General features: G+C 72.1%; 19 protein-coding genes and 3 pseudogenes. 12 read left to right on the forward strand and 10 right to left on the reverse strand.

Annotation, left to right across the window (positions count from 1 at the left end):
- Positions 1-546: 546 nt before the first annotated feature.
- The 3 genes from ACIQVL_RS04760 to ACIQVL_RS04770 are packed head-to-tail and all read left to right on the forward strand — an operon-like array spanning position 547 to position 4,098.
- Positions 547-3,075, forward strand: a complete 2,529-nt coding sequence (locus ACIQVL_RS04760; protein ID WP_403474360.1) for a nitrate- and nitrite sensing domain-containing protein — start codon at positions 547-549, stop codon at positions 3,073-3,075.
- On the forward strand, positions 3,072-3,506 hold the full coding sequence (locus tag ACIQVL_RS04765) for a roadblock/LC7 domain-containing protein (protein WP_403427966.1): 435 nt from the start codon (positions 3,072-3,074) through the stop codon (positions 3,504-3,506). Before ACIQVL_RS04760 ends, ACIQVL_RS04765 begins: the two co-directional genes overlap by 4 nt.
- A 16-nt stretch (positions 3,507-3,522) precedes the next feature.
- Positions 3,523-4,098: a DUF742 domain-containing protein gene (locus ACIQVL_RS04770; protein WP_403474361.1), complete on the forward strand. Its 576-nt coding sequence runs from the start codon at positions 3,523-3,525 to the stop codon at positions 4,096-4,098.
- A gap of 16 nt (positions 4,099-4,114) precedes the next feature.
- Here ACIQVL_RS04770 and ACIQVL_RS04775 read toward each other — a convergent pair whose 3' ends face one another.
- Positions 4,115-7,024 carry an AfsR/SARP family transcriptional regulator gene (locus ACIQVL_RS04775; protein ID WP_403474362.1) on the reverse strand — a complete coding sequence of 970 codons (2,910 nt, stop codon included), beginning with the start codon at positions 7,022-7,024 and terminating at the stop codon, positions 4,115-4,117.
- Between the two features lie 197 nt (positions 7,025-7,221).
- Between ACIQVL_RS04775 and ACIQVL_RS04780 the strand changes: the two genes are divergently transcribed.
- From ACIQVL_RS04780 to ACIQVL_RS04795, 4 genes and pseudogenes are all read left to right on the forward strand, one after another.
- Entirely contained in the window at positions 7,222-8,079 is an 858-nt protein-coding gene (locus tag ACIQVL_RS04780) for an IclR family transcriptional regulator (RefSeq protein ID WP_403474363.1), read from the forward strand.
- A gap of 86 nt (positions 8,080-8,165) precedes the next feature.
- Positions 8,166-8,681, forward strand: a pseudogene (locus tag ACIQVL_RS04785) (MFS transporter); the annotation flags it as partial.
- A 133-nt stretch (positions 8,682-8,814) separates the two neighbouring features.
- Positions 8,815-9,552 carry a hypothetical protein gene (locus ACIQVL_RS04790; RefSeq protein WP_403427959.1) on the forward strand — a complete coding sequence of 246 codons (738 nt, stop codon included), beginning with the start codon at positions 8,815-8,817 and terminating at the stop codon, positions 9,550-9,552.
- Positions 9,549-9,998 carry a DnaJ domain-containing protein gene (locus ACIQVL_RS04795; protein ID WP_403474364.1) on the forward strand — a complete coding sequence of 150 codons (450 nt, stop codon included), beginning with the start codon at positions 9,549-9,551 and terminating at the stop codon, positions 9,996-9,998. Before ACIQVL_RS04790 ends, ACIQVL_RS04795 begins: the two co-directional genes overlap by 4 nt.
- Before the next feature lie 10 nt (positions 9,999-10,008).
- Here the strand turns inward: ACIQVL_RS04795 and ACIQVL_RS04800 are convergent, their stop codons facing one another.
- From ACIQVL_RS04800 to ACIQVL_RS04820, 5 genes are all read right to left on the reverse strand, one after another.
- Positions 10,009-12,054, reverse strand: coding sequence for a M48 family metalloprotease (locus tag ACIQVL_RS04800; RefSeq protein WP_403427955.1), 2,046 nt, complete (start codon positions 12,052-12,054; stop codon positions 10,009-10,011).
- Complete coding sequence (locus ACIQVL_RS04805) at positions 12,051-12,758, reverse strand: RNA polymerase sigma factor (RefSeq protein WP_403474365.1); 708 nt, start codon at positions 12,756-12,758, stop codon at positions 12,051-12,053. The genes ACIQVL_RS04800 and ACIQVL_RS04805 overlap by 4 nt, the downstream gene beginning before the upstream one ends.
- Positions 12,755-13,009, reverse strand: a complete 255-nt coding sequence (locus tag ACIQVL_RS04810; RefSeq protein WP_403474366.1) for a hypothetical protein — start codon at positions 13,007-13,009, stop codon at positions 12,755-12,757. The genes ACIQVL_RS04805 and ACIQVL_RS04810 overlap by 4 nt, the downstream gene beginning before the upstream one ends.
- A 64-nt stretch (positions 13,010-13,073) precedes the next feature.
- The gene (locus ACIQVL_RS04815) at positions 13,074-13,421 is read right to left on the reverse strand and encodes a hypothetical protein (protein ID WP_403474367.1); all 348 of its coding nucleotides are present in this window, start codon (positions 13,419-13,421) and stop codon (positions 13,074-13,076) included.
- Positions 13,422-13,563: 142 nt separating this feature from the next.
- Positions 13,564-15,006 (reverse strand): MFS transporter, encoded by a 1,443-nt coding sequence (locus ACIQVL_RS04820; protein ID WP_403474368.1) that lies wholly within the window; start codon positions 15,004-15,006, stop codon positions 13,564-13,566.
- A gap of 202 nt (positions 15,007-15,208) precedes the next feature.
- Here ACIQVL_RS04820 and ACIQVL_RS04825 point away from each other — a divergent pair, with 202 nt between their 5' ends.
- Positions 15,209-16,090 carry a helix-turn-helix transcriptional regulator gene (locus ACIQVL_RS04825; RefSeq protein WP_403474369.1) on the forward strand — a complete coding sequence of 294 codons (882 nt, stop codon included), beginning with the start codon at positions 15,209-15,211 and terminating at the stop codon, positions 16,088-16,090.
- 79 nt (positions 16,091-16,169) lie between these two features.
- On the opposite strand, the gene ACIQVL_RS04830 is transcribed toward ACIQVL_RS04825, so the two are convergent.
- The gene (locus tag ACIQVL_RS04830) at positions 16,170-16,511 is read right to left on the reverse strand and encodes a hypothetical protein (RefSeq protein ID WP_403427943.1); all 342 of its coding nucleotides are present in this window, start codon (positions 16,509-16,511) and stop codon (positions 16,170-16,172) included.
- 27 nt (positions 16,512-16,538) lie between these two features.
- Positions 16,539-16,691: pseudogene (locus ACIQVL_RS04835) on the reverse strand (IS701 family transposase); the annotation flags it as partial.
- A 108-nt stretch (positions 16,692-16,799) separates the two neighbouring features.
- On the opposite strand from ACIQVL_RS04835, the gene ACIQVL_RS04840 reads away from it, so the two are divergent.
- The 3 genes from ACIQVL_RS04840 (at position 16,800) to ACIQVL_RS04850 (ending at position 20,124) form a co-directional block, all read left to right on the forward strand.
- Positions 16,800-17,204 carry a type II toxin-antitoxin system PemK/MazF family toxin gene (locus tag ACIQVL_RS04840; RefSeq protein ID WP_403427941.1) on the forward strand — a complete coding sequence of 135 codons (405 nt, stop codon included), beginning with the start codon at positions 16,800-16,802 and terminating at the stop codon, positions 17,202-17,204.
- Positions 17,205-17,967: 763 nt separating this feature from the next.
- Entirely contained in the window at positions 17,968-18,426 is a 459-nt protein-coding gene (locus ACIQVL_RS04845) for a nitroreductase family deazaflavin-dependent oxidoreductase (RefSeq protein ID WP_403427938.1), read from the forward strand.
- Between the two features lie 69 nt (positions 18,427-18,495).
- Complete coding sequence (locus ACIQVL_RS04850) at positions 18,496-20,124, forward strand: CocE/NonD family hydrolase (protein WP_403474370.1); 1,629 nt, start codon at positions 18,496-18,498, stop codon at positions 20,122-20,124.
- Positions 20,125-20,455: 331 nt separating this feature from the next.
- On the opposite strand, the pseudogene ACIQVL_RS04855 reads toward ACIQVL_RS04850, so the two are convergent.
- A pseudogene (locus ACIQVL_RS04855) lies at positions 20,456-21,085 on the reverse strand (carboxylesterase family protein); the annotation flags it as partial.
- Here ACIQVL_RS04855 and ACIQVL_RS04860 point away from each other — a divergent pair.
- Positions 21,044-21,436 carry an SDR family NAD(P)-dependent oxidoreductase gene (locus ACIQVL_RS04860; RefSeq protein WP_403474371.1) on the forward strand — a complete coding sequence of 131 codons (393 nt, stop codon included), beginning with the start codon at positions 21,044-21,046 and terminating at the stop codon, positions 21,434-21,436. The pseudogene ACIQVL_RS04855 and the gene ACIQVL_RS04860 sit on opposite strands and share 42 nt — an antisense overlap.
- Before the next feature lie 104 nt (positions 21,437-21,540).
- On the opposite strand, the gene ACIQVL_RS04865 is transcribed toward ACIQVL_RS04860, so the two are convergent.
- Entirely contained in the window at positions 21,541-22,464 is a 924-nt protein-coding gene (locus ACIQVL_RS04865) for an oxidoreductase (protein WP_403474372.1), read from the reverse strand.
- Positions 22,465-22,539: the final 75 nt, after the last annotated feature.

Genomic DNA, 22,539 nt, shown 5'->3' on the forward strand with positions numbered 1-22,539 from the left:
GCTCTCCTGCGACGAGCGAAGGAAGCGGCAGACCGTGGCCCCCGGGCGGTGGAGAGTGTAGTGAGATACCGCGTACCGTCAACCAACGCCGCACGACTCGGGCGTTGAGCGGCGAAACCCACTCGGGTGTCCCGACACGCCCTCCGAGAGCCGTTCACTCATTCGACGCCATGAGAAGTCCGGTGCCCCGAGAAGTCGCGAAGCGGAGGCGGCTTGATCTTCTTTTTGCCCAGCGGTTACCGAAACGGCCCGCGGCAGCACGGCGTCACCGACCGGCCCACGAAATCCGGAGAACATGCGGGTAACGGTTTGATTCGCCGGCGGCAGGGCCGGGGAACGGCATTGTTGCCGTTTGCCCCGCTGCCCTAAGCTCGCCTCGGTTCCACCGAAGTTGTCAGATCGGGACACCGTGTGCGGGCACCCGGGAGAGAACACCATCGTGACAGGTCCCTGCAAGCAAGCTGTTCCGAGCACGGAGTTCATGTCGTGACCGCGGCCGGGCATACCACCACACGTCCAGTACGACCGTCGCTGTGGGCTTCGCTGGTGCAGTGGCGGAACTGGCGGCTGCTCGTGAAACTGACGGCGGTGCTGCTCGTACCGGCCCTGCTCGCCGTCGGCCTGGGCGTCGTGCAGATCCATGACGACGTGACCCGCGCCAACTCCTACGCGGACCTGCAACGCCTGGTCAGGATGCGCGGTCAGCTGCGGACGCTGCTGCAGGCCCTGCAGATGGAACGCACGATGTCCGTCGAACTGCTCGGCGCCGACACCGCCGGCGCCGTCGACGACCCCGCCGGCCTGCGGCAGCAGACGCGGAGTGTCGACAGCGCCCGGACCGCCGTCGCCCGCACGGAGCAGCAGCACGCCTCCCTCACGGGCGTCGCGGCGAATCGTTACGCGGACGCCGTCGGCCTCCTGGCCCGCCTGCCTGCCCTGCGCGCACAGGTGGCGTCCGGCAGCATCGGTTCCTGGACCGCCCTCGGCGACTACGGCACGATCATCACGGGGCTGCTCGATCTGGACCAGGCACTCGTCAGCGGGTTCATCAGCCCTGAACTCACCAGATCGGCAACCGCGTTGTACGGCCTGGAGGGGGTCGAGGAGCAGATCCACCTCGAACACGCGATCCTGCTGCTGGCTGCCGGCCGGGGCCGTCCGACGGCCCCGACGCTCCTCAAGGCGCTGCAGGAGGCCGACCTGCGGCTGCGGGACGGCCTCGCCGCCTTCCGGGCCGTGGCCACCCCCGCCGAGCTGAGCGGCTACCGGCGGACGGTCACCGGCCCGGCGGTCAGCCGGCGCGCGCACGTGGTGAGCGACGCGCTGGCCGCCCTCCGGGAGCCTGCCGCGCAGGAGCAGGAGCACGCCACCACGCCGCTGCGGGTCCCGGTCGAGAGCTGGAACCGCGACTCGGAGACCACCGGTGCGCTCGTCGACAAGGCGGCGGACGGCTTTCTCCGCACCATGCGCACCACGTCGGCCAGGATGCAGGACCGGACGAGCGACCAGGCGGGTCTGGCGTCCGTCATCCTCTTCGCGGTGCTGCTGCTCGCCCTTGCCATCGGTCTCGGGATCGGCCGGCATCTGCTGCGGTCGCTGACCGTCCTGCGCTCGACCGCACTCGACGTGGCGGAGCACCGGCTGCCCGCCGCGGTCGAGAACATGCGCGAGGGGCGCAAGGCGGACACCGTCGTGGACGCCGTGCCGGTCCACACCACGGAGGAGTTCGGGCAGCTCGCCAGAGCGTTCGACACGGTGCACGCCGAGGCGGTGCGGCTGGCGGCGGAGCAGGCCGCGCTGCGCGGTGACCTCAGGGACACCCTGGTCAACCTCTCCCGGCGCAGCCAGAGCCTGGTGGACCGGCTGCTGCGGCTGATGGAACAGCTCGAACGGCACGAGGAGGACCCGGAGCAACTGGCCAGCCTCTTCACGCTCGACCATCTGGCGACGCGTATGCGGCGCAACAACGAGAACATGATGGTCCTGTGCGGCAGCCCCCTGGTGCGCTCCTCCCAGAGCGCGGCGGCGGACACCGTGCTGAGGGGTGCGGTCTCCGAGATCGAGCACTACCGGCGCGTCCTCGTCCGGCCCGGCCCGCCGGTCGACGTGATCGGGTACGCGGCCGGTGACCTGGGGCGGCTGGTCGCCGAACTGCTCGACAACGCCACCACGTTCTCCCCGCCGCACACCCAGGTGGTCGTCGGCGGCACCCGGGAGCTCGACGGCTCGCTGCTGATCGAGATCCAGGACGAGGGAATCGGGATGAGCGCGGGCGACCTCGCCAGGTCCAACCGGCGCGTGGCGACGGGCACCGCCGCGGACACGCCCGCGTCCCGGCAGCTGGGCCTGCTCGTGGTCGGCCGCCTGGCCACCCGGCACGGCATCGCCGTCAGTCTGAGCTCGCAGCCGGACGTCAAGGGAGTGCTGGCACGCGTGCGGGTACCGGCGAAGCTGGTCACGGCACAGGCACCGACGGCCGGCACAGACCAGAAAGACCAGACAGACCGCATAGACCAGACAGACCGCACGGACCGCACGGACCGCACGGACCGCACGGACCAGCCTGCCACCGCGTCCGGACGCCGTTCCGGCGCGCTTCCGGTACGGACGCGCGGCGGCCGGAAGGGCCCCGGTGACACACCGTCACGCCCGCCGCAGCGGCCGTTCGCCGCCGCCACGGTGACGGCAGGGCCCGCCCCGGCCGACGACGACGGCGCGCCCGGGGTACCCGCCGCACCGTCGTGGTTCACCGTCGCCACGACGGAGGAGCCCGCACCCGCACCGCCCGCGCCCACACCGTCGGCGGCCGCGGCCGCCGACAGGCCTGCGGCCGGGCGCGACGCGGAGGGGCCCGACCGGACGGCCGGCCGCACGCAGGCCGGGCTGCCCAGAAGGGTGCCGCGCACCCGATCCGCTCCGGCCGGGGCCGAGCCGCCCGCCGCCGGGGACGGGGCGGCCGCGAGCGCGAAGGCCGGCCGCGCCCAGAGCTTTCTCAGCAGCTACCAGTCGGGCATCCGTCGGACCCAGCCCGACCAGACGCACAACTCATCGGAAACGGGCAGGAAGAACCCATGACTTCACCCCAGTCGCCGGAGGTGAGCCAGTTCGGATGGCTGGTCACCAACTTCACGCAACGCGTTCCGCATGTGGCGCACGCCGTCGTGATCTCGGCCGACGGACTGCTGCTCACCGCGTCGGACCAGTTGGCGGGCGACCGTGCCGAACAGCTCTCCACCGTCGCGGCGGGGGCCGTCAGCCTCATCCAGGGTGCCGCCGACTGCCTGGACACGGGGAAGGCGCTGCGCACCGTGGTCCAGATGGAGCACGGCAACATGCTGATGATGTCGATCCGGGACGGGTCCTGTCTGGTCGCCCTGGCCGCTCCGGACTGCGAGATCGGCCAGATCGCCTACGAGATGACCGTGCTCGTCGACCAGGTCGGCGAGCTGCTGACCCCGGAACTGCGCACCGAGCTGCAGCAGTTCCAGCAGGCCGCGGCCCGCTAGCCCGGACGAGGAGACCATGAGCACCGGTGAAGGACCGCCCGGCCCTCGAAGAGACCAGGACGCGAAGGACGAACAGACCTTCGCCGACGTGCTCAACGCGTTCAGTCTCGGCACCGGACGACGCCGGCGGAAGACCTCCGGCACCGGTGACGCACCGCGGCCCGCGGTGCGCGACGAGGAGGCCGCGCCGCCGCCCGCGGCCGAGCCGAGCGCACCGACGGACCACCAGCAGGGCACGTGGGAGCCGGGGGCGGCGGCCGCGGCATTCGTCCGGGCCTACGTGTGGACCGGCGGCCGGACCAGGTCGGACCACCACTTCGAGGTCGAGACCCTGGTCACCGCCGCCGGTCCGGGCGGCGTGCAGGAAACCGTCACCCAGTGGGACCACGCGGTGCTCGACCTGTGCCGGGAGCCGAGGTCGGTGGCCGAGGTGGCGGCACTCCTGGCGGTGCCGCTGGGCGTGGCCAAGGTGCTCCTCGGTGACATGGCGGACCGCGGAGTGATCCACGTCCACGAGACGGCGACCGACGCCGGCGATGTCCCGACCCAGGCACTGATCGAGAGGGTGCTGTCCGGACTGCGGCGGCTCTGACGGCCGGCGCACCCGCTCACCGGAGCAGGCGCTGGTGTATCTCCGTCCGCAGCTCCTCCTGTTCCGGCAGGCCCAGTTCGGCGGCGACGGCCAGGGCCCGGGTCCAGGTGTCCTGCGCGCGGGCGGACTGGTCGATGCTGTCGTAGCAGTCGCCGAGGCGGGTCAGGCATCTGGCCTCGTGGTTGCGTTCCCCTGTGGTGTGGAAGAGTTCCGCCGCCTTGTGGTAGCAGTCCACCGCCTGCTGGTGCTGGCCGACCTGATGGTGGATGTGGCCCAGGCTGTCCCAGGTGTGGGCCAGCCCGTTGAAGTCCTCCGACGCCAGGGCCAGGGCCAGGGCCTGTCGGCAGTGGCTCAGGGCGCGGTCGTAGTCGCCCAGGTGCGCGAGTTGCCAGCCCATGTGGTTCAACGCGGCCGACTGGCCCGCCCGGTCACCCGCCGCGCGATAGTGCCGCAGGCTGCGCCGGGCGTGCTCCAGAGCCTGTTGGCGGTCGCCCTGCGTCCCCGACAGGCGGGCGAGGTGCTGGCATGTCCGGGCCTGCCCGGCCTCGTTGCCGAGGGCGGCGAACAACTCCAGTGCCTGTGTGTAGTGTTCACGCGCCGATGCCGGACGCTGCAGGCGGTCGAGGGCCAGTCCCAGTGTGCGGTGGGCGCAGGCCTGGCCGGCGCGGTCGTCCTCCAGCCGCGCCGCCGCCATCGCCCGCTGGCCGGCGTCCTCCAGCGCCTGCCAGTATCCGTGCCGGTCCAGGTAGGTGGTGACGACCGCGGTCAGCCGCCAGACATGGCCCTCGAAGCCCTTCGGTGCCAGGCGCACGATCTCCAGGAGCACCGTGCACTCGGCCGTGAACCAGGCCAGCGCACGGTCGTAGTCCGCGGGGTCGCCCACGTTGGCTCCCGGCCGGGCCGCCGGCAGTTCGATCGGATTGGGCTGCGGGGTCACCAGCGCGTCGGCCGCTCGCGCGGTGTACAGATAGTGGTCCAGCATGCGGTACAGCGCCTCCCGCCGCACCTGCTCGTCGTCGCACTCGGCGACGAGTTCGCCCGCGTACACGCGCACCAGGTCGTGGAACGTGTACCGGCCCGGCACCTGCTCGGACAGCAGGTGCCCCCTGGTCAGCTCGGACAGCAGCTCCCGGGTCTGCCGCGGCGGGATTCCCACCAGCGCGGCGATCGCGGGCAGTCCCGCGTCCGGTCCCGGATGCAGGCCGAGCAGTCGGAACAGCCGTGCCGCACCGGCGCTGAGGGCGCGGTACGACCAGGAGAGGACGGCCCGCACCTGGCTCGCCACCTCGCCCGCGTCCAGCGCGTCGAGCCGGTGGCGCTCCTCCCGCAGCTCCCGTGCCAGCGTGCTCAGCGGCCGGTGCGGCGGTGCCGCCGCCCGTGCCGCGACCACCGCGAGCGCCAGCGGCAGGCCGGCGCACCAGGCGACGATCTCCTGCACCGCGTCGGGCTCGGCCGCCAGCCGGTCCGCCCCGACGCGTTCGGCCAGGATCTTCCTGGCCGCGTCGGGACCGAGCACGTCCACGTACAGCATGTGGGCGCCCTCCGAGACGGCGAGTCCGGTCAGCCGGTTGCGGCTGGTCACCAGCGCCATGCAGCCTGCCGCACCCGGCAGCAGCGGCCGTACCTGCTGCTCGTCCCAGGCGTTGTCCAGCACGACGAGGACCCGCCGCCCCGCCAACAGGCTCCGGTACATGCCCACCTGGGCCTCCAGACCGGACGGGACGCGTTCCGGGCGCACGCCGAACGCGTCCAGGAACCCGCGCACCGCCTGCGTGGGCGTGACCCTCGAACTGCGGGGATCGAACCCCCGCAGGTTCACGTAGAGCTGCCCGTCGGGGAACTCGCTCGCGACCTGGCGCGCCCAGTGCACCGCGAGCGCGGTCTTCCCGATCCCCGCCATACCGGAGACGGCCGATATCACCACCGCGGGAGACTTCCCCGGGGCCTGGCCGAGGCTCGACAGGAGCCAGGCCATTTCCTCGTCGCGTCCGGTGAAACCGCGCACCACGAGCGGGAGTTGGGCCGGGGTGACCCCTGGCTGCCGCTTCTCCGGCGGCCAGAGTGCCGGGCCGGGCCGCGGCGGTGGGGACAGTGCGGGCGCGGGCGTCGCCCGGGACGACGGCGGCGCCGGCCGCGCGGTGGCGGTCCGCAGTGCCGGTTCCGGGCCGGCGGACGGGGACCGGTGGCCGCTGAGGATCGCCTCGTGGACCGAGCGCAGTGCCGGTCCGGGATCCGCCCCCACTTCCTCTGCCAGCCACCGCCGTACGTCGGCGAAGCAGTCCAGTGCCTCCGCACTGCGCCCGCTGTCGTGCAGGGCCCGCATCAGCATCTCGGCCAGGGACTCCGTCAGCGGGTACGCGGCCAGCAGGTCGGTGAGCGGACCGATGACCGCATCGGGGTCGCCGCGGCGCAACTCGATCCGGGCCCAGCCGACCGCGGCGTCCACCCGCTGGCGCCGCCACGTCTCCCGCATCCGCGCCGCCCACTGCCCGTGCAGTCCGCTCAGCGGCTCCCCGCGCCACAGGCCGAGCGCCTGACGCAGGAGTGCCGCCCTCGTGTCGTCCGGCAGCTCCGGATCCTGACCGCGGTCGACCAGCTGCCGGAACAGGTGCACGTCCACCTGCTCGGGGTCGGCGTCCAGCACGTAGCCGCTCGAACGGCGCACCAGGCGCAACGGCCGCTCACCGCGGTCGGCCGCCTGCACGCACACCTGCCGGATCCGGGCGATGTGGGCGTGCACGGCCCGCCGCGCAGCGTTCGGCGGGCCGGCGTCCCAGACCCGGTCGATGAGCGTGGCCACCCCGACGGGCCTGCCGATCTCCACGGCCAGCGCGGCCATCACCGTACGGCGCTGCGGGGGTCCCACCTCCGCCACGTGCTCCCCGACCGACAGTTCCACAGACCCCAATAAGTGCACCTGCACCATGCTGTTCGCTCCCCTGCCCCCCGGCACCTGATGCCATCTTTCACCTTCGCCCGTAATTTCCGACAGGCATTCGACAACGTTTCGGCACATGCCCGGATGCGAGCCTTCTGACGTACTGCCGGACTGATGCTCCATGCGCGCGACGGGGGTTGAGGGGCTTGAACGGACGCGGCGGCACCGGTGCAGATGCACCGCACATGGCGGGCAGACACGACGCGCCGGACATGCGGGGCAGGGCGCAGGTGCGGGAACGGCCCGCGGAACCCCGGCGCGCACCGACGGCCGGGGCACTGGCCACGGCGGCGGTGACGAGGACGACGAAGGCGGCGCCGTCGGCGGCGGCCATGCCCGCGGCGCCGGGCGCCGCGGGCCGCAGTGTGCTGGAAGGCGCCTTCGGGCTCCTTGAGGCGGTGGAGCGGGCCGGGGAGGCGGGGCCGACGAGGCTGGCGGCGGAGTGCGGCCTGCCGAAGTCGACCGCCCACCGGCTCCTTGAGCAGCTGGCCGAGCTGGGCGCGTTGGAACGGCACGGCGGCAACTACCGGATGGGGCCGCAGATGTTCCGCCTCGGGCACCGGTGGCAGCCCTACCCCGGGCTGCGATCGGCCGCGCCGCAGCCGATGCGCGGCCTGGCGGAACTCACGGGGGCCGCCGTGGGGATCTGCGTGCTGTGGAAGGGGCAGACACTGGTCCTGGAATGGGTGCCCGGCACGGGAGCCGGGCAACCGGTGGAGTGCCGGCGCGGGACGGTCTGGCCGTGGCGGTCGGCGGCGGGCAAGGTACTGATGGCCGCTGCCGGTCCCACCGCCCTGCCGGGCCCGCCGCCCGCGTCCTGGTCGCGGGAGGCCTCCGTCATCAGGGCCCGCGGCGCCGCCTTCGACCGGGAGGAACTCGTGCCGGGGGTGTGCTGCGTGGCCGTACCGCTGCGCGGACGGCCGGGGCAGGCGCCGCTGGCGTCCCTGTGTGCCGTGACCGATCCGGCGCACCGTCTGGAGCGGATCGCCGACGCTGTCACGCGCACCGCCCAGGTCATCAGCACGAGCTTGCGGGGGCGGTGACCACGGACACCCGGGGGGCCGCGGAGCAGGATCCTCCGTCGTTGTGGCGGAACCGGGACCACAACCTGTGGTGGTCCGGTACCGCCGTGTCCACGCTGGGCACCAGCGTCTCCAGGCTGGCGTTCCCGCTGCTGATGCTGGTCTCCACGGGTTCCGCCGCCGCGGCCGGTGTGGTCGGGACGTGCGCGAGCGCCGGACTGGCCGCGGGCCTGCTGCCCGCCGGCGTGGTCGCCGACCGCTGCCCGCGCCGGGCGCTGCTGGTGGGGGCCTCCCTGATCCAGCTCACCGTGATGGGAACCGTCTGCTGGGAAGTGGCCGCCGGGCGCCCGTGGTTGCCGCTGATCGCCTCCCTGGCGCTGGTGCAGGGCCTGGCGTCCGCGGTGTTCGCGGGTGCGGCGGCACCGCTGGTGCGACGGATCGTCCCGGGGGCGCAGCTCAGGGCCGCCTTCACCCGGGCGGAAGTACGGGACCACAGTGCCCAGTTGGCCGGAGCACCGCTCGGCGGCACGCTGTTCACGCTGGCCCGCTGGGCGCCGTTCCTCGCGGACGCCCTGTCGTACGCCGCCGTCACTGTGGCCTGCCTGCTGATCCGTACGCCGATGGGTCCGGACCCGGCCGAACGGGCCGCCCGCCCCGCAACGGTCCCGCGACGGCCCTGGGGCTCTTCCTTGCCGGAAGCGGCACCGCCACAATGGGTGGCCGGTGCCGGTGGATCCGATCCCTGGGAGGTCCCGCATGGCGTCGCACCCCGTGCCCCGGCGGAAGGCCGGTGCGGCCGGCCCGGTGGATCGCCGGTCCGGGCCGCTGCCTGCTCCGGGACGCGCCACGGGGGTGGACGCTCCCGTGCACGACGCCGCGACGCTCCGGTTCGTCGACCGGCCCGGCCGCGAGTACTGGTGGCGTCAGCTGAGCGAGGCGGTCCGCGACCGGATGGTCACCAGGGTCGGACCGATCGTCGAGTGGTGGGCGTACTGCCACCCCGCGGACAACGAGCGTCCGTACGCGGTGGTGTTCGGTGAACGGGGTCTCGCCGTGGCCACACCGACCGTCAACGACCGGGGCGGGCCCGCGCAGTTGCTCACGGTCGTGCCGTTCGTACCGTCGTCGTTGCGGCACGCGGTGGTCGTACAGAAACCGGCACGGGCACGCTCCGGCCGTCTCGCGTTGCCGGTCGGCGACGCGCCGCGGGAAGACTGCGCGGAACTGCCGCTGCCGGAGCGCCTGCGCGGGTTTCTCGGCAACCTGCCCGTGGAGGCGCAGGCACGGTTGCAGTGGCCGTTCGTCAACGGCGATGTGTTCGACCGGGGCGACTGCTTCTACTGCGGGGACGACGACGAGCTGGACGTCTGGTGCTACCTGGCCGGACGCCGGTGGGTGACATTCGTGTCCGGGCACGGCTCGGCCCTGTCCGGTCCCGCGCACCGCGCGTCGTGGCGGCTGGTCTGCCGGCAGGCCGAGGTGGCGGCCCGGTGACCGCCGCGGACGAACCGGACTTCTACCTGGTGCTCGGTGTACCGGCCGATGCCACCAGGACCGAGATCGTGCGCGCGTTCCGCCGCCGCGCACTGGCCCACCATCCTGACCGCGGCGGCGACGCGGAAGCCTTCCGGGACGTGCACCGGGCCTACGAGACGCTGTCCGACCCGGTGCGGCGCAGGGCGTACGACCGCCGCCGCCAGGCGCCGACGCGCGCTGCGCCCGGAACCTCCGCCGGGCCGCCGCCGGCGGCGGCCGACCCCTTCGCGTGGTCCTCCGGCGCCGGCCCGCACCCGGGCGCAGGCTCGAACCCCGTCGGTGACCAGGAGATGTACGCCGGGTCCTTCCCGGCGTACGACCCGGGCTGCTCGTGGCGGCGGGCCGACCGGTTCGCCTGGTGGAAGCCCGTCGACGAACCGCGGCCGAAACGACGCCGCCGCTGAGCCGCTCCGGTCACCCGCAGTCCGCCGTCCGGTTCCCGGAGCCCTGCCCCTGCGCCGGTACCAGCAGCATCCGTCCCACCGCGAGGTCGGTTCCCCTTCCCAGGTCGTTGAGTTCTCGCAGGTCCTCGACGCTGATGCGGTACGTGCAGGCGATGCCGGACAGCGTGTCCCCGGGTACGACGACATGGATGCGGAAGTGCAGGCTCGGCGTCGGGAGCGGAACCAACGGGGTGTGGATCGGCACCGGCACGGTGAAGCCCGGCTCCGGCTCGAGACTGGGATAGCGGAGCCCCGGCGTGTACTGCGGGGACAGCGTCGTCGGCAGCCCGGTGCGATAGGACTGCGGGTAGGGCGAGGAGGAGTCGGAGCCGATCAGCGCGACCCCCCAGACCACGCCCGCGACGATCAGGGCCCCCATGGTCACCTTGGCTACCGTGCGTTGCCGCGCGAGTTCCTCGACGACCAGGTTCGGCGCGCTCCTGGTGCTCCGCCGGGCCCTCGCCCGGCCGGCCGGTGCGGCCACGGTACGCAGGGCCAGTACGACCGGCGCCTCGATGTCGAGGCCGAGGCGCGCGAGTTCGGCGCGCAGGGCCGGCACCGCCGTGCGGTCGCGTGCGGCTCCCGCGACGAGATCGTCCAGCCGCCCGCGCGGGTCCCGGGGGCAGTCCAGGAGGTAGCCCTGGGTCCAGCTGAGCACCCAGCGCGCGCGGCCCGCCCCGGCCAGCGCCTGCCCGGTCAGCGCGTACAGGGCCTCGGCGAGCTGTTCCTCGGGCTCGGGTGCGTCGGTGAGACGGCGTGTCAGCTCCGTCTGCTCCCCGCGTTCCAGCAGGCCGAGAACGGTGGCGAGAGTGGGGCGCGCACTCGTGGGGGTGTCGCGTGCGGCGTCCAGCAGGAGGCTCGCGAGTTCGATGGCGAACGCCTCGGCGGCCAGGCCGGCCCAGGCCGTCCGGGGCAGTGCTGTCGCCGAGCGGCCTGCTTCGCCGAGCATCGTCCGCTGCACCCGGGGCACCGGTGACGGGTCGGCGACCAGCGGCCCCTCCTCGGCAACGGCCCCGGGGCGCCCGGCGGGCCGCGCCTCGATCAGGGCCAGCCGTCGGGCCAGCGGCGGATGGGAGTCCAGCGGGGAACGGTTCGCCTCGACCGGGTGCGCACGCAGTTCGGCCATCCGCTTGCGCACCAGCGGGTCGCCCACCATGGCGGCGAACACGTCGAACACGTCCTCGGGCACGAACCCGAGTCGCTGCACGGGCCGCAGATACCGGCTCTCGAACCCGGCCCAGGTGATGCCGAGCGCGTGGACGGCGCGCAGCGCCCGGGCGGTCGCCTCCGGACCGACCGCGGCGACGGCCTCCGCGTCCGCCTCCAGTTCCTGGCGTCGGCGTACCGCCAGCGACAGGCGCAGATACACCCAGGCGTAGGCACCGATCGCCGCCTGGAACAGCCAGGCGTACCCGAGCCGGGCCTCGTCCGACCGCGCGGTCATCCGCAGCCGGAACAGGGTGGAGCGCAGCGACGCGGCCCCCCTGTACGTGATCGCGCCGAACCGGGTGTGCCGGCCCGCGTAGTGGCCGAGTTCGTGGCAGAGCACGGCCCGCAGCTCCACGGGCTTCAGCCAGAGGAGCAGGGGCACGCCCAGGTGCATGGTCCGCTCCCCGACCGCGAAGCCGAGCAGCCGCGCATCCTCCGACACGGATGCGTTGGCCTGCGGCGTCAGGCAGATCCGGCTGGGTGGCCGGGTGCGCAACTGCCCGGCCAGATCCTCGACGAGCCGCCACAGGCCGGGCGCATCGGCACGCTGCAGGACAACGGCGTCGGGCGAGGGCTCCTCCGTGCGGCTCACCGTGGCTATCCCGTACAGCAGGGCGGAGGCCGCCGGGATGCTGCCGCCCAGGACGAGCGACCAGTTGCCGGCCTGTGAGGGCATCTCGGTCATCCCCCAGAACGTGAGACCGACGAGTGCCGCGTCGGCCGCGAGGAGAGCGAACGCCACGACGTAGAACCCGGCGAGCATCCCCACGGCGAACAGGCCGCGTAACCACCCCAGGACGGCGGTCACGGTCTCTTCCCCAGCCTGCGGGCCAGAGCCGCCCGCGCCCGGCCGACCCTCTCCGGGTCCGCCTCGACGGCCGCCCGCAGCCATGCCTGCGCGTTGCGCAGTGCCATGACGACGGGGTCGCTGCCGAGGCCGGTCCGGCCCACGCCCGGCCGGCCCGGACCGGCCGGCGCCGGGCCGGACATGAACGGGTCGTGCCGGCTCGTGTCGTCCCCGGCCATGTCCAGCGCCTCCTTGAGGGTCCGGCGCGCCTTGGACACGTTCGCGGCGACGCCGCCGCGTGTCATCCGCAGCGTCTTGGCGATCTCGCTCTGGGACCAGCCGTGCAGACAGAAAAGCACCATGGTGACCCGCTGCCGTGGCGGCAGGCCGGCCAGCAGCCGCAGCACCTCGCGAGCCTCCGCACTCTGCTCGGGGCCCGCCTGGACCGGCACCGGCAGGTCCGGCAGCCGGTCCTGCCCCGTTCTGCGCCTGCGGTGCGTCTTCCACAGCCGCTGGACCGAGACCCGGTACACCCACGCCTCGGGCAGGTCGTACCCGGCGATCCGGTCCCAGGCCCGGTAGGCCTCCAGGAACGCCTCCTGAGTGACGTCCTCGGCGTCTTCACGGCTGCCGCAGAGCATGATCACCTGCGCCAGGACACGTTCGTACGCGCACGCGAAGAAATCCTCGAAGTCCCTTTGCTCCAGGGCTTGTTCGGCACTCACCGGCCCGCTCCTGCCGACTCGGCGGCCGGAGCGGCGGCCGGCTCGGCGGCTCTCGCCGAACGCGCGGTCAGCATGTGGCCGTCGGCGCGCGTGACCTCCACCGTGCCGCCGGGCCCGGCCGCCCGCACGACCGTGGCCAGCGCGTGCGCCCACGCGCGCTCCCGCGCCGGCTGCGTCCACAGCGCCGCCAGTGCGTACACCAGCCGTACGAAGGCCAGCACCACGACCACCACCACAGGTTCGGCATCCATTTCAGAGTCCCTCCACAGGATCACAGCAGTGACACTCTGATACAGCCGTCAACGCCCAACTGGTTTACCCAGGACCGGAATTGCCGGTCCTGCAGCACGCCCTGCACCACCTGGCCGCGACACCGTCCGGCCGCAGCACCGGGCTCTGGGCGGCGAGCGGCTGTTCGCGGTCGCGGCGGGCGAGGGCCGCGCAGGCGGCGAGGGTGCCGCCCGCGCTGTCGGTGCTGACCACCGTGCACCCCGAGGTCCGCGCGAGGTCCATGACGGGCCCGTGCCGGTGCTCGACCGACCCGGCCTGCCAGCTGCCGCCGTGCGCCCGGACCAGCCAGCCGTACGACCGCGGTCCGGGCCGGTAGATCCGTACCGGTAGGCGACGGGTCCCCGCGTCCAGCCGGCCCGGCCGCCACTGCACCTCACCGGACCACCGGCCGTCCGGGCGTACAGCCCTGTCCCTGTCCCTGTCCCTGTGTTCTGTCCCTGTGTTCTGTCCCTGTGTTCTGTCTCTGTCCCTGTCCGGAGCGGCCAGGCCGGCGCGGGGTTCGTACCGTCGTGAGTCACTGTGCACGCGACCGCGCACCACGCAGGAACACGGCGCTGGTGAGGGTGCCGAGGAGAACGAGGGCGGTGTTGACCGCGATGGCCGTCTTCAGTCCGCCGAGGACGGCCGAGGCGCCGGTGCCGGTGCCGGTCATCGCGGCGGTGGCGATCGCGCTCATGATCGGCGTGCCCATGGTGATGCCGATCTGCTGGGTCATGGTCGCGAGCCCGGTGGCCAGGCCCTGTTCCTGGTCGGCGAGGCCGGAGGTGGCGGTGACCATGAAGCCGACGATGACGAGCATGTTGCCGACACCGCCGGCGAAGGTGGCGACCAGCAGCAGCCAGAGCGAGGAGTGGGCGGCACCGAGGCCGAGCAGGGCGGCCGTGGACACGGTCTGCAGGATGCCGCCCGTGATCAGTGTCCGCCTGCTGCCGGTCTTCCCGATGACCTTGGGGGCGATGGAGCCGCCGACGACCGTTCCGATGCCGAGCACGCCGAAGGACAGACCGGCGGCCAGCGGGGAGAAGCCGAGGACCTCCTGGAGGTAGAGGGTCAGCAGGAAGACCAGGGAGGTCTCGGTGAGAAAGGCGATCAGGCCGGCGACGTTGCCCCAGACCACCGAACGCACGCCGAGCACGCCGAGCGGCACCAGCGGGGCGCTCACCCTGCGCTCGACGGCCCAGAACACGATCAGCAGCAGCACCCCGGCCGCCAGCGGCAGCAGGGCGTTCGCGGAGCCCCAGCCGTGCTCACCGGCCTGGGTGAGGCCGAGGACGACGGCCAGCAGGCCGAGGGTGACACTGACGGCGCCGGGGACGTCCAGCTTCGGGCGCTCGTCGGGCCGGGACTCCTTGATGACCGTCGGGGCGACGACCAGGACGGCGAGGGCGACGGGCACGTTGATGAAGAACGCCCAGCGCCAGGAGAGCAGGTCGGTCAGCAGGCCGCCGAGGATCGCGCCGGTGGTGAACCCGGCGGACATCAGGGCCCCGTTGAGTCCGAGGGCCTTCTCCCGCAGCGGACCCTCCGGGAACGAGGTCGTCATGAGCGAGAGGCCGGCCGGGGTCACCGCGGCGGTCGCGAGTCCCTGGAAGACACGGGCTGCGATCAGCACCTCCGGGTCCTGCGCCAGACCGCCGGCCAGCGAGGCCGCGCCCAGCACCACCAGACCGCCGAGGAAGAGCCGACGGCGACCGAAGAGGTCCGCGACCCGGCCGAACAGCAGGGTGAAGCCCGCCGCGCACAAGGCGAACGCGGTGCCGATCCACTGCAGATGTGCCAGCGAGAAGCCCAGGCCCTCGCCGATCACCGGCAGCGCCACGTTCAGGATGGAGAAGTCCACGGCCAGCATGAACTGGGCCGCGAGCAGCAGCACCAGCACCAGCCGCAGGCGCGGGGTGAGGACGGCCGGGGCCGTCCCTACGGCCGCATGGGCCGTGTCCGATTCAGTGACGGACATGACGTCGAGTCCCTTTCGTTCGAGCATCTGCGGTGCGTCTGTCGTGCGCACCGCCGGGAAAGAGACTCGTCTCGGCCCGGGACCCCAGCCAGCACCCTGTCTCGCACAGCCCGCGCAAGGGTGGTCATCACACGACCACCCTTACGGCTCACGACCGGCGCGGCGGGCGGGCATCATGGAGGGGAGTGATCGGGAGGCATCGATGGACGCTCCGTCCGAACTGGGGGACTTCCTCAGGTCCCGCCGTGCCGCACTGCGTCCGGAAGCCGTCGGCATCACCCCGCATCCGACCCGCCGCCGGGTCAGCGGGCTGCGCCGCGAGGAACTGGCCATGCTCGCCGGGGTCAGCATCACCCACTACACCCGTCTCGAACAGGGCCGCGCCCTCAGCGCCTCGGACTCCGTGCTGGACGCGATCGCGCGCACCCTGCGGCTGACCGACGACGAGACCGCGCACCTGAAGGATCTGGCCCGCCCCACCACCACCGCGGCCCGCCGCACCGCACCCCGCGCGGAGCAGGCCGGCCCCTCGGCCCGGCAGCTGCTGGCGGCCATGTCCGAGGTTCCGGCGCTGGTCCTGGACCGCCGCAACGACGTACTGGCCTGGAACCGGCTGGGGCACGCACTGCTCGCCGCGCATCTGCCCGCGGACAGCCCCGAGACGCCGGGCACCCGGCCCAATGTGACGCGGATGCTGTTCCTCGACGACCGCTACCGCGCGCTGTACACGGACTGGCACGACGAGGCGCAGCTCGCGGTCGCCTCGCTGCGGCTGATCGCCGGCCGGCACCCCGACGACCGCCGGCTGACCGAACTCGTCGGCCAACTCACCGTTCAGTGCGACGAGTTCGCCGCCCGCTGGGCCCGTCATCCGGTGCGCACCTGCACCTCGGGGGTGAAGCAGCTGCGTCACCCGTTGGTCGGCACGATGGACCTGAGCTTCGAGAACCTCCTCATCCCCGGCTCGTCCGGCCAGCGCCTGATCGCCTACACGGCCGAACCCGGCTCACCCTCCGAGGCGGCTCTGCGCCTGCTGGGCAGCGCAGCCGCACCCGAGGTCGAGAGCACTTCCGCGACGTTCTGAGGCGAGCTCGCACCGATGGGACAGGACGTTCCCCACCGCCGTTGCGATGGAGAAGATCAAGGACAGCACAGCCCTGGTGTCACCCGAGGCCGGCAGGTCGGTCGGGGTCGAGCGCAGGGGCGGGCCCCAGGTCGAACTCGCAGATCTCCATTCCCACGAATGAGGTGCGGTCCCGGTCGAGTTGAAGCCATACCCGGGGCTCCTCCTCGTCGTCGAGGTGTATCCAGGCGCTGCCGGCATGGGCGGCGGGAGCGGTCCGCAGGTAGGTGCAATTCACGTTGCACCCGCACCATCCGTGAAAGGGCAACCGCAGCAGAGCCTGGGCCAGGGCGGATTCCCCCTCGGCGGCCAGCGCCGCCTCCAGAAACGACACCAGTCCGGGATAGACGTCCGCAATCAGCGGCGCTTCCATCTCGCTCACTCGATCAGGCTAGTACTCCAGCCGCAGGTTCCTGCGCGGCAGGTCCGACAGCAGCCCGAGCACCAACCGCCGTACCCGGAGCCGGGGTTCGGCCCGAGCGAACCGTCCCGCGATCCGGCTCATCAGGCCCTCGAACGCCTCCTGCCAGCGGGCCGGGTCTACGCTGTGACCTGCGGCCACTGCATGTCCTCAGTCTTCACACACCGATGATCAACGGTGACCGCCCCCGTCTCCACAGCGCGTCAGGGTCGCGCAGCGTCCGCCTGCCGTCCCGTGTCAGGAGGACATGTGCAGCGTGGCGAAGTCTGGTGGGTCGAGTTCGACGAGCGGCGGCTGGTGGTACTCCTGTCGGGAGTCGACGCGTCCGGGATCCGGGTGATGCAGGTCGTCGCTCCGGCGGGCGTCGACATCAGCGGCCTGGGCATCGAGGTGGCAGTGGGTGCCGTGGACGGACTGCCCTTTGAAGGCGTGCTGCGGTTCGCTCTCCCGTGTCCGGGCTTCACCCCTTGCACGTGGCTGACCACGGTGTCCCGGGACGACCTGATCGAACGGGCGGGCGTCCTGTCCTCCGCGAAGCTCATCGAGATCGAGGACGCCCTCCGTCTCGCTGGGCAGAAGAAGGAATGGACCCCGGCAACGACCGCGAAGCTCAGCGAGATGAGGGACGCCCTCCGTCGCGGTGGGCTCGGGTAGACGGAGAAGGGACGGAGGCCCCGATGACGTGGCCGGTCTCGCCCGGATGATCGACGACGTCGGCCACCTGTCTCCTCGGCGCCCCTCACCATCGAGATCACGATCTGCGACTGGAGTACCAACTGTGCCCAGCAGCCCTGTGAGCACGGTGGTTGAGACGAGCTCCTGCGGGAGGCGCTCGCACAACACCCTGTTCGTCTCGACACCGTCTGCCGTACGTGTCGGCTCCAGGAGCCACAACAGGTCGGGGCGGAACGGGACCAGACCATCGCGCCCTCCTCCGGCCGAACTGCCCCTTCACCAGGGGGACCTGCGCGATGGCCTGCCCGCGGTCAGGACGCGATGACGGCAGGTGGGTGCACGCTCCGGCGAGACACCCGCACGTTCCACGGCCCTTACCGCCCGCAGCACCCGACGGGACGCCGTCCGGCACGCAGTACCGCGGGGGTCCCTGTCCCATCGGTTCCTCTCTTCCTCTCTTCCTCTCCGCCCGCGTCCGGTCTCACCGAAGTGATCGGCCGCCTCCCGCGGCGCGGTGTCGGGCGCGGGCACTCCCGAGGCCAGGACCGTCCTGGTCGGTCCCGAGGCTCGGAAACCGCCAGGTGGTACTGCTGGTCTCAGCCTCGCGTCTGGTGGCGTCGGGTTCCCGAAGAGCACGATGAAGATCCGAGCCCGGAGCCCCGGCGCGGGCAGGGCGTGGGCACGGCACACCGCGCGCCGCACGGCTCGGGAACCGTCCATCCCCTCCCCCGCCGGAGAGACAATGGCTGACACGACCGGTTTCAACGAACGCAATATCGAGGAGTTCCGCGCGAACCACGGGCAGCTGGGCGGCGGGTTCACCGGGGCCCCGGTGCTGTTGCTGCACACCGTGGGGGCGCGCTCAGGTGCCGCCCGGGTGAATCCGATGATGTACCTGGCCGATCAGGGCCGTTATCTGGTCTTCGCCTCCAAGGCGGGCTCCGACCGGAATCCGGACTGGTACCACAACCTCCTCGCGCATCCCGCGGTCCGGATCGAGGTGGGTGACGACGAGATCGCCGTACGGGCGGAGGAGCTGCGTGGCGCCGAGCGCGACACCGCCTTCGCGGAGCAGGCCCGCCGTTACCCGGGCTTCGCGGCTTACCAGCGCAGGACGCGACGGGTGATCCCCGTCGTCGCGCTCATTCCCACCGGCGAGGGCACAGCGCCCGCCGACCGCACAGGACCGACGCCGTCGTGAGCATGGCCGTACTCCAGCCGTGACCGCGACCGCCCCGCACCCCCCGGAAGAGCCTGGAGAACGACTGTCATGGTCGATGTGAACGTGGCCCCCTTCGAGACCGAGGTCCGCACCCGCGCCGGAGATCTCGTCCGTGCCGACGTCTACCTTCCCACCGACAGCGAGGGGCCGTTCCCGGTCGTCCTCGGCGCCTCCCCGTACCAGCAGGCGCTGCGGCACCTGCCGCCGCACCCCGTGTTCCCGTTCATCGAGTACGGCCCCATCCAGCTCTACCTCGACCACGGCTACGCCTACGTCGCCATGGACGTGCCCGGCACCGGCCGCTCCGAGGGCACCTGGGACCCGGTGTCGCGCGGTGAGGGCGAGGCCGTCCACGACATGATCGAACACGTCGCCGCCGCGACATGGTCCACCGGCGCGATCGGCATGATCGGCATGTCCCACTACTGCTGGAGCCAGTGGAACGCCGCCCGCACCCGCCCGCCGCACCTGCGGACGATCGTCGCGTACGACGGCGCCACCGACATGTACCGCGACTGGATGTACCACGGCGGCATACCGGTCCAGGGCTTCCTGAGCACCTGGCTCTTCGGCTCGGTACTGGTCCAGCACCAGATCGACGGCATCGACTTCCACGTCGGCGACAAGCAGGACTTCGTCTACGACGTCCTCTCCCATCCCCTGGACGACGAGTGGCAGCGTCGCCGCTCACCGTTCTGGGAACTGCCGGAGATCGACATCCCCGTGTTCTCCATCGGCGTGTGGGGGAAGGCCGCGCTGCACCTGCGCGGCAACTTCTACGGCTTCGAACGCGTGCGGGGTCCCAAGAAACTGCTGGTCGCCCACCCCGACAGCTTCGCCGCCGCGCAGCGGTACTACTTCGACGAGGACTTCCACCGCACCGAACTGCTGCCCTGGTACGACCACCATCTCAAGGGCGCCGACAACGGCGTGATGGACAAGCCCGACGTCCGCTTCTACGTCAACGGCGAGGACACCTACCGCTCGGCGTCCTCCTGGCCGCCCCCGGACGTGCGGACCAGCACCTTCCACCTCGCGGACGAGCAGAGCGGCGCCGTCCGCTCCCTCAACGACGGGACGCTCACCGAGACCGGGCCGACCTCGGACCGGGCGTCCACCTCCTGGTCCTACCCGGACCCCGGATGGATGGCCGGCGTCACGGTCTTCGACAAGCACGGCGTCCCCGACCACGTCGCGCGGGTCAACACCTTCACCACCGCGCCCATGACCGAGGACCGTGAGTTCACCGGCCACGCCACCCTGACGCTGTACGCCTCCACGGACCAGGCCGACATGGACGTCATCGTCAAGCTCTCCCTCGTACCCGGCGACCCCGGAGCCGGATTGCCGATCAAGGTCAGCCAGGGCTGGCTGCGTGCCTCCCACCGTGCCGAAGACCCCGAACTCACCAGCGACATGCGCCCGTTCCACCTGCACAACGCCCTGGAGCCGGTGGAGCCCGGGAAGGTCTACGAACTCCGCATCGAGATGCTGCCGCTGTCGTTCCTCGCCCGTGCGGGCGACCGCATCCGGCTGGAGATCACCAACCAGGACTCGCTGATCACCGACGCCCCCATGACCCACTTCTACGGCCAGAAAGCCGGGACCGACACCTACCACCACGACCGGTCGCACCCCTCGGCACTGCACCTGCACGAACGCCCGCGCCCCCGGTAGGGCAGCGTACCGGGGGCGCCGGACCTCCCCGGCTTCACTGCCCACCGCCAGCCCGACTCACCCGGTTCCTCGACCGTTCCCACGCCGACGCTTCCCGGTGTGGCGGGAAAGGGCTTGACCGCTCCGGGCGGCAGCTTCCCCCAGCGCACGGTGTTGTCCAGCGGTTGACGCCCGCAACCGTCAGCCGCACCAGAATCCGGCCGCTCCGGGGTACGGGCTTGGGGATGTCGGCCGGGTGCAGCACGTCACAGTCACCGAACCGGTCGTACTGGATTGCTCGCATGGTCATGGCCTTCCGCACCTACCTGATCTGATCTTTGGCTGACGGTCGTCAGCTCAGCAGCGGGAGAGGCGGGAAGTCGTGGCCTTCCCACAGCTTCCTCGACGCCTCTTCCGGGTACTGCCTGACCTCCGGCTCGACATCCAGCACCTGCACCAGCCGCTCCTGCGGGTCGTACGTCGGCCAGCCCGGGTCTCCGGTCCTCGCGAACGCCGTCCACGCCGAGCGGAAGCGGGCCGACAGTTCCTTCGCCTCCCGCGTGACCTCGGCGCCGTCGAACAGCAGGCGGCCGAGGTCCGCCTCGAACGTGCCGAAGAGCAGTGGAAGGGTCCAGGCCGTGGCAGGAGCCGAAGACGCCGCCGCTGCCCGGCGCGGACCAGGTCAGTTCGTAGACGTGGGCCCGGCCGCCGCCCGCCACGTGTGCCTCGGCCAGGTGCAGGGACGGCATACGGAACAGCCAGTCCGAGAAGACGTACTCGAACAGCTCGTCGGTGTGGCCTGGGGGTACGCCTCGCGGTAGGCGCGTTCCCCTGCCTCGCCGCCGGGGGCGAGCACGCGCAGGAGCCCGGTCGCCCGATCGTCCGTGGCCTTCCCCCGAAGGCCCGCCGGCAGGAAGAACAGGCGGTACTCCTGCGTGTTGTGACGGGGGAGAGCCTGCCCGCCGTCGTCGCCGCCGGCGGCGGCTCGATCGTCAATGTCTCCTCGGCCGGCCCCTTCCTGGGAGGCCCTGCCCCCACCGCCTACAGCGCCTCCAAGCACGCGCTGCACTCGCTGACCCGTCACACGGCTCGCACCTGGGGCAAGCGGGACGTGCGCGCCAACGCCGTCGCCCCGGGCGCGGTCCTGACGGAGGCGGCCGCGAGGGTGGTGACGGACGAGGCCGCGGAGGAGTTCCTGCAGGACACCGCCCTCCCCCGTCTCGGCCGGCCGGACGACCTCGCCTCCATGCTCGCCTTCCTCCTGTCCGACGAAGGCAGCTGGATCACCGGCCAGATCCTCTCCGTCGACGGCGGCCTGACCATGCGCGAGTAGTCATTCGAATGAGAAGGACGGGAAATCAGCTCACTTTCCGCCCGCCGGACGCCGAAGACCGTCTCGTGAGCGATGCGCCCGTGAGGCGAGGGCTGCCGGTTCGGTCAGGCTGGTGCGGACAGGTTGTAGCGGATACCGGTGAGGCTTTCGGACAACTCCCACAGGCGCTGTGCCGTGGTGGGATCCTCTGCGGCAGGATCGGGTTTGACGGGGGTCGGGTGGCCCCGCATTTCGCGTAGTCCGTCAGGGCCGTAGAACTGTCCGCCGCGCGCGTCGAAGGCGGTGCTCGCGTATAGCTGTGGCAGGACTCCCATGGTCACGTTCTGCGCAAGGAGCCGGTTGCCGATGCGTCCGGCGAGGCGAGGAAGTCCCCTCGGGCCGGTGGTGGCCAGGTTGGTGGCGGTGTAGCCAGGGTGTGCGAGCAGGCTGCGTACCGGGCTGCCGGCAGCGCCGAGGCGCCGGTGCAGTTCGAGTGCGAAGACGGTCTGGGCGAATTTGGCCTGCTGATAGAACTCCTGCGGCGCGTAGTGGCGGGTGCCGTTGAGGTCGTCGAAGTGGATTCGGCCGCCTCGGTGCATCATCGAGCTGACCGTCACCACTCGCGGGTCGCGGCCCGTGCTCAGGGTCCGAAGCAGGAGCCCGGTCAGAGCGAAATGACCGAGGTGTCCAGCGGCGAACTGGCTCTCGAATCCCTGCGGGCTCAGCGAGTGGGGCGGTGCCATCACGCCCGCGTTGTTGATCAGCACGTCGACGGGAACCCCGTCGGCGTGCAGGGCCGCGGCGAAGCCGCGCACCGACTCGAGATCGGCCAGGTCCAGGTCGCGCACCTCCAGACGCGCGCGGGGCTGTTCGTCGTGGATCCGTGCGGCGGCCTCATGTCCCTTGTTCAGACTGCGGACGGCCATGACGACGCGCGCGCCGTGCTGGGCGAGGGCGCGGGTGGCGGCCAGGCCCAGGCCGCTGTTGGCACCGGTGACGACGAAGGTCCGTCCGGACATGTCGGGGACTTGGGCTGCGGTCCATTTCACGGTTCGAGCCTTCCGGTGGTACGAAGGGCCGGATTGTTCCCGGTGGGATGTTGCTGTCGTGGTGGGGAGAGCGGC

The organism is Streptomyces sp. NPDC090499 (assembly GCF_044769305.1).
Taxonomy (GTDB): Bacteria; Actinomycetota; Actinomycetes; order Streptomycetales; family Streptomycetaceae; genus Streptomyces.

Coding starts and splice junctions, on each gene's coding strand:
- ACIQVL_RS04845 (WP_403427938.1), top strand. CDS start 17,968: ATGGCTGACACGACCGGTTTCAACGAACGCAATATCGAGGAGTTCCGC.
- ACIQVL_RS04850 (WP_403474370.1), top strand. CDS start 18,496: ATGGTCGATGTGAACGTGGCCCCCTTCGAGACCGAGGTCCGCACCCGC.
- ACIQVL_RS04780 (WP_403474363.1), top strand. CDS start 7,222: ATGGCGGGCAGACACGACGCGCCGGACATGCGGGGCAGGGCGCAGGTG.
- ACIQVL_RS04775 (WP_403474362.1), bottom strand. CDS start 7,024: ATGGTGCAGGTGCACTTATTGGGGTCTGTGGAACTGTCGGTCGGGGAG.
- ACIQVL_RS04825 (WP_403474369.1), top strand. CDS start 15,209: ATGGACGCTCCGTCCGAACTGGGGGACTTCCTCAGGTCCCGCCGTGCC.
- ACIQVL_RS04820 (WP_403474368.1), bottom strand. CDS start 15,006: ATGTCCGTCACTGAATCGGACACGGCCCATGCGGCCGTAGGGACGGCC.
- ACIQVL_RS04790 (WP_403427959.1), top strand. CDS start 8,815: ATGGCGTCGCACCCCGTGCCCCGGCGGAAGGCCGGTGCGGCCGGCCCG.
- ACIQVL_RS04810 (WP_403474366.1), bottom strand. CDS start 13,009: ATGGATGCCGAACCTGTGGTGGTGGTCGTGGTGCTGGCCTTCGTACGG.
- ACIQVL_RS04770 (WP_403474361.1), top strand. CDS start 3,523: ATGAGCACCGGTGAAGGACCGCCCGGCCCTCGAAGAGACCAGGACGCG.
- ACIQVL_RS04765 (WP_403427966.1), top strand. CDS start 3,072: ATGACTTCACCCCAGTCGCCGGAGGTGAGCCAGTTCGGATGGCTGGTC.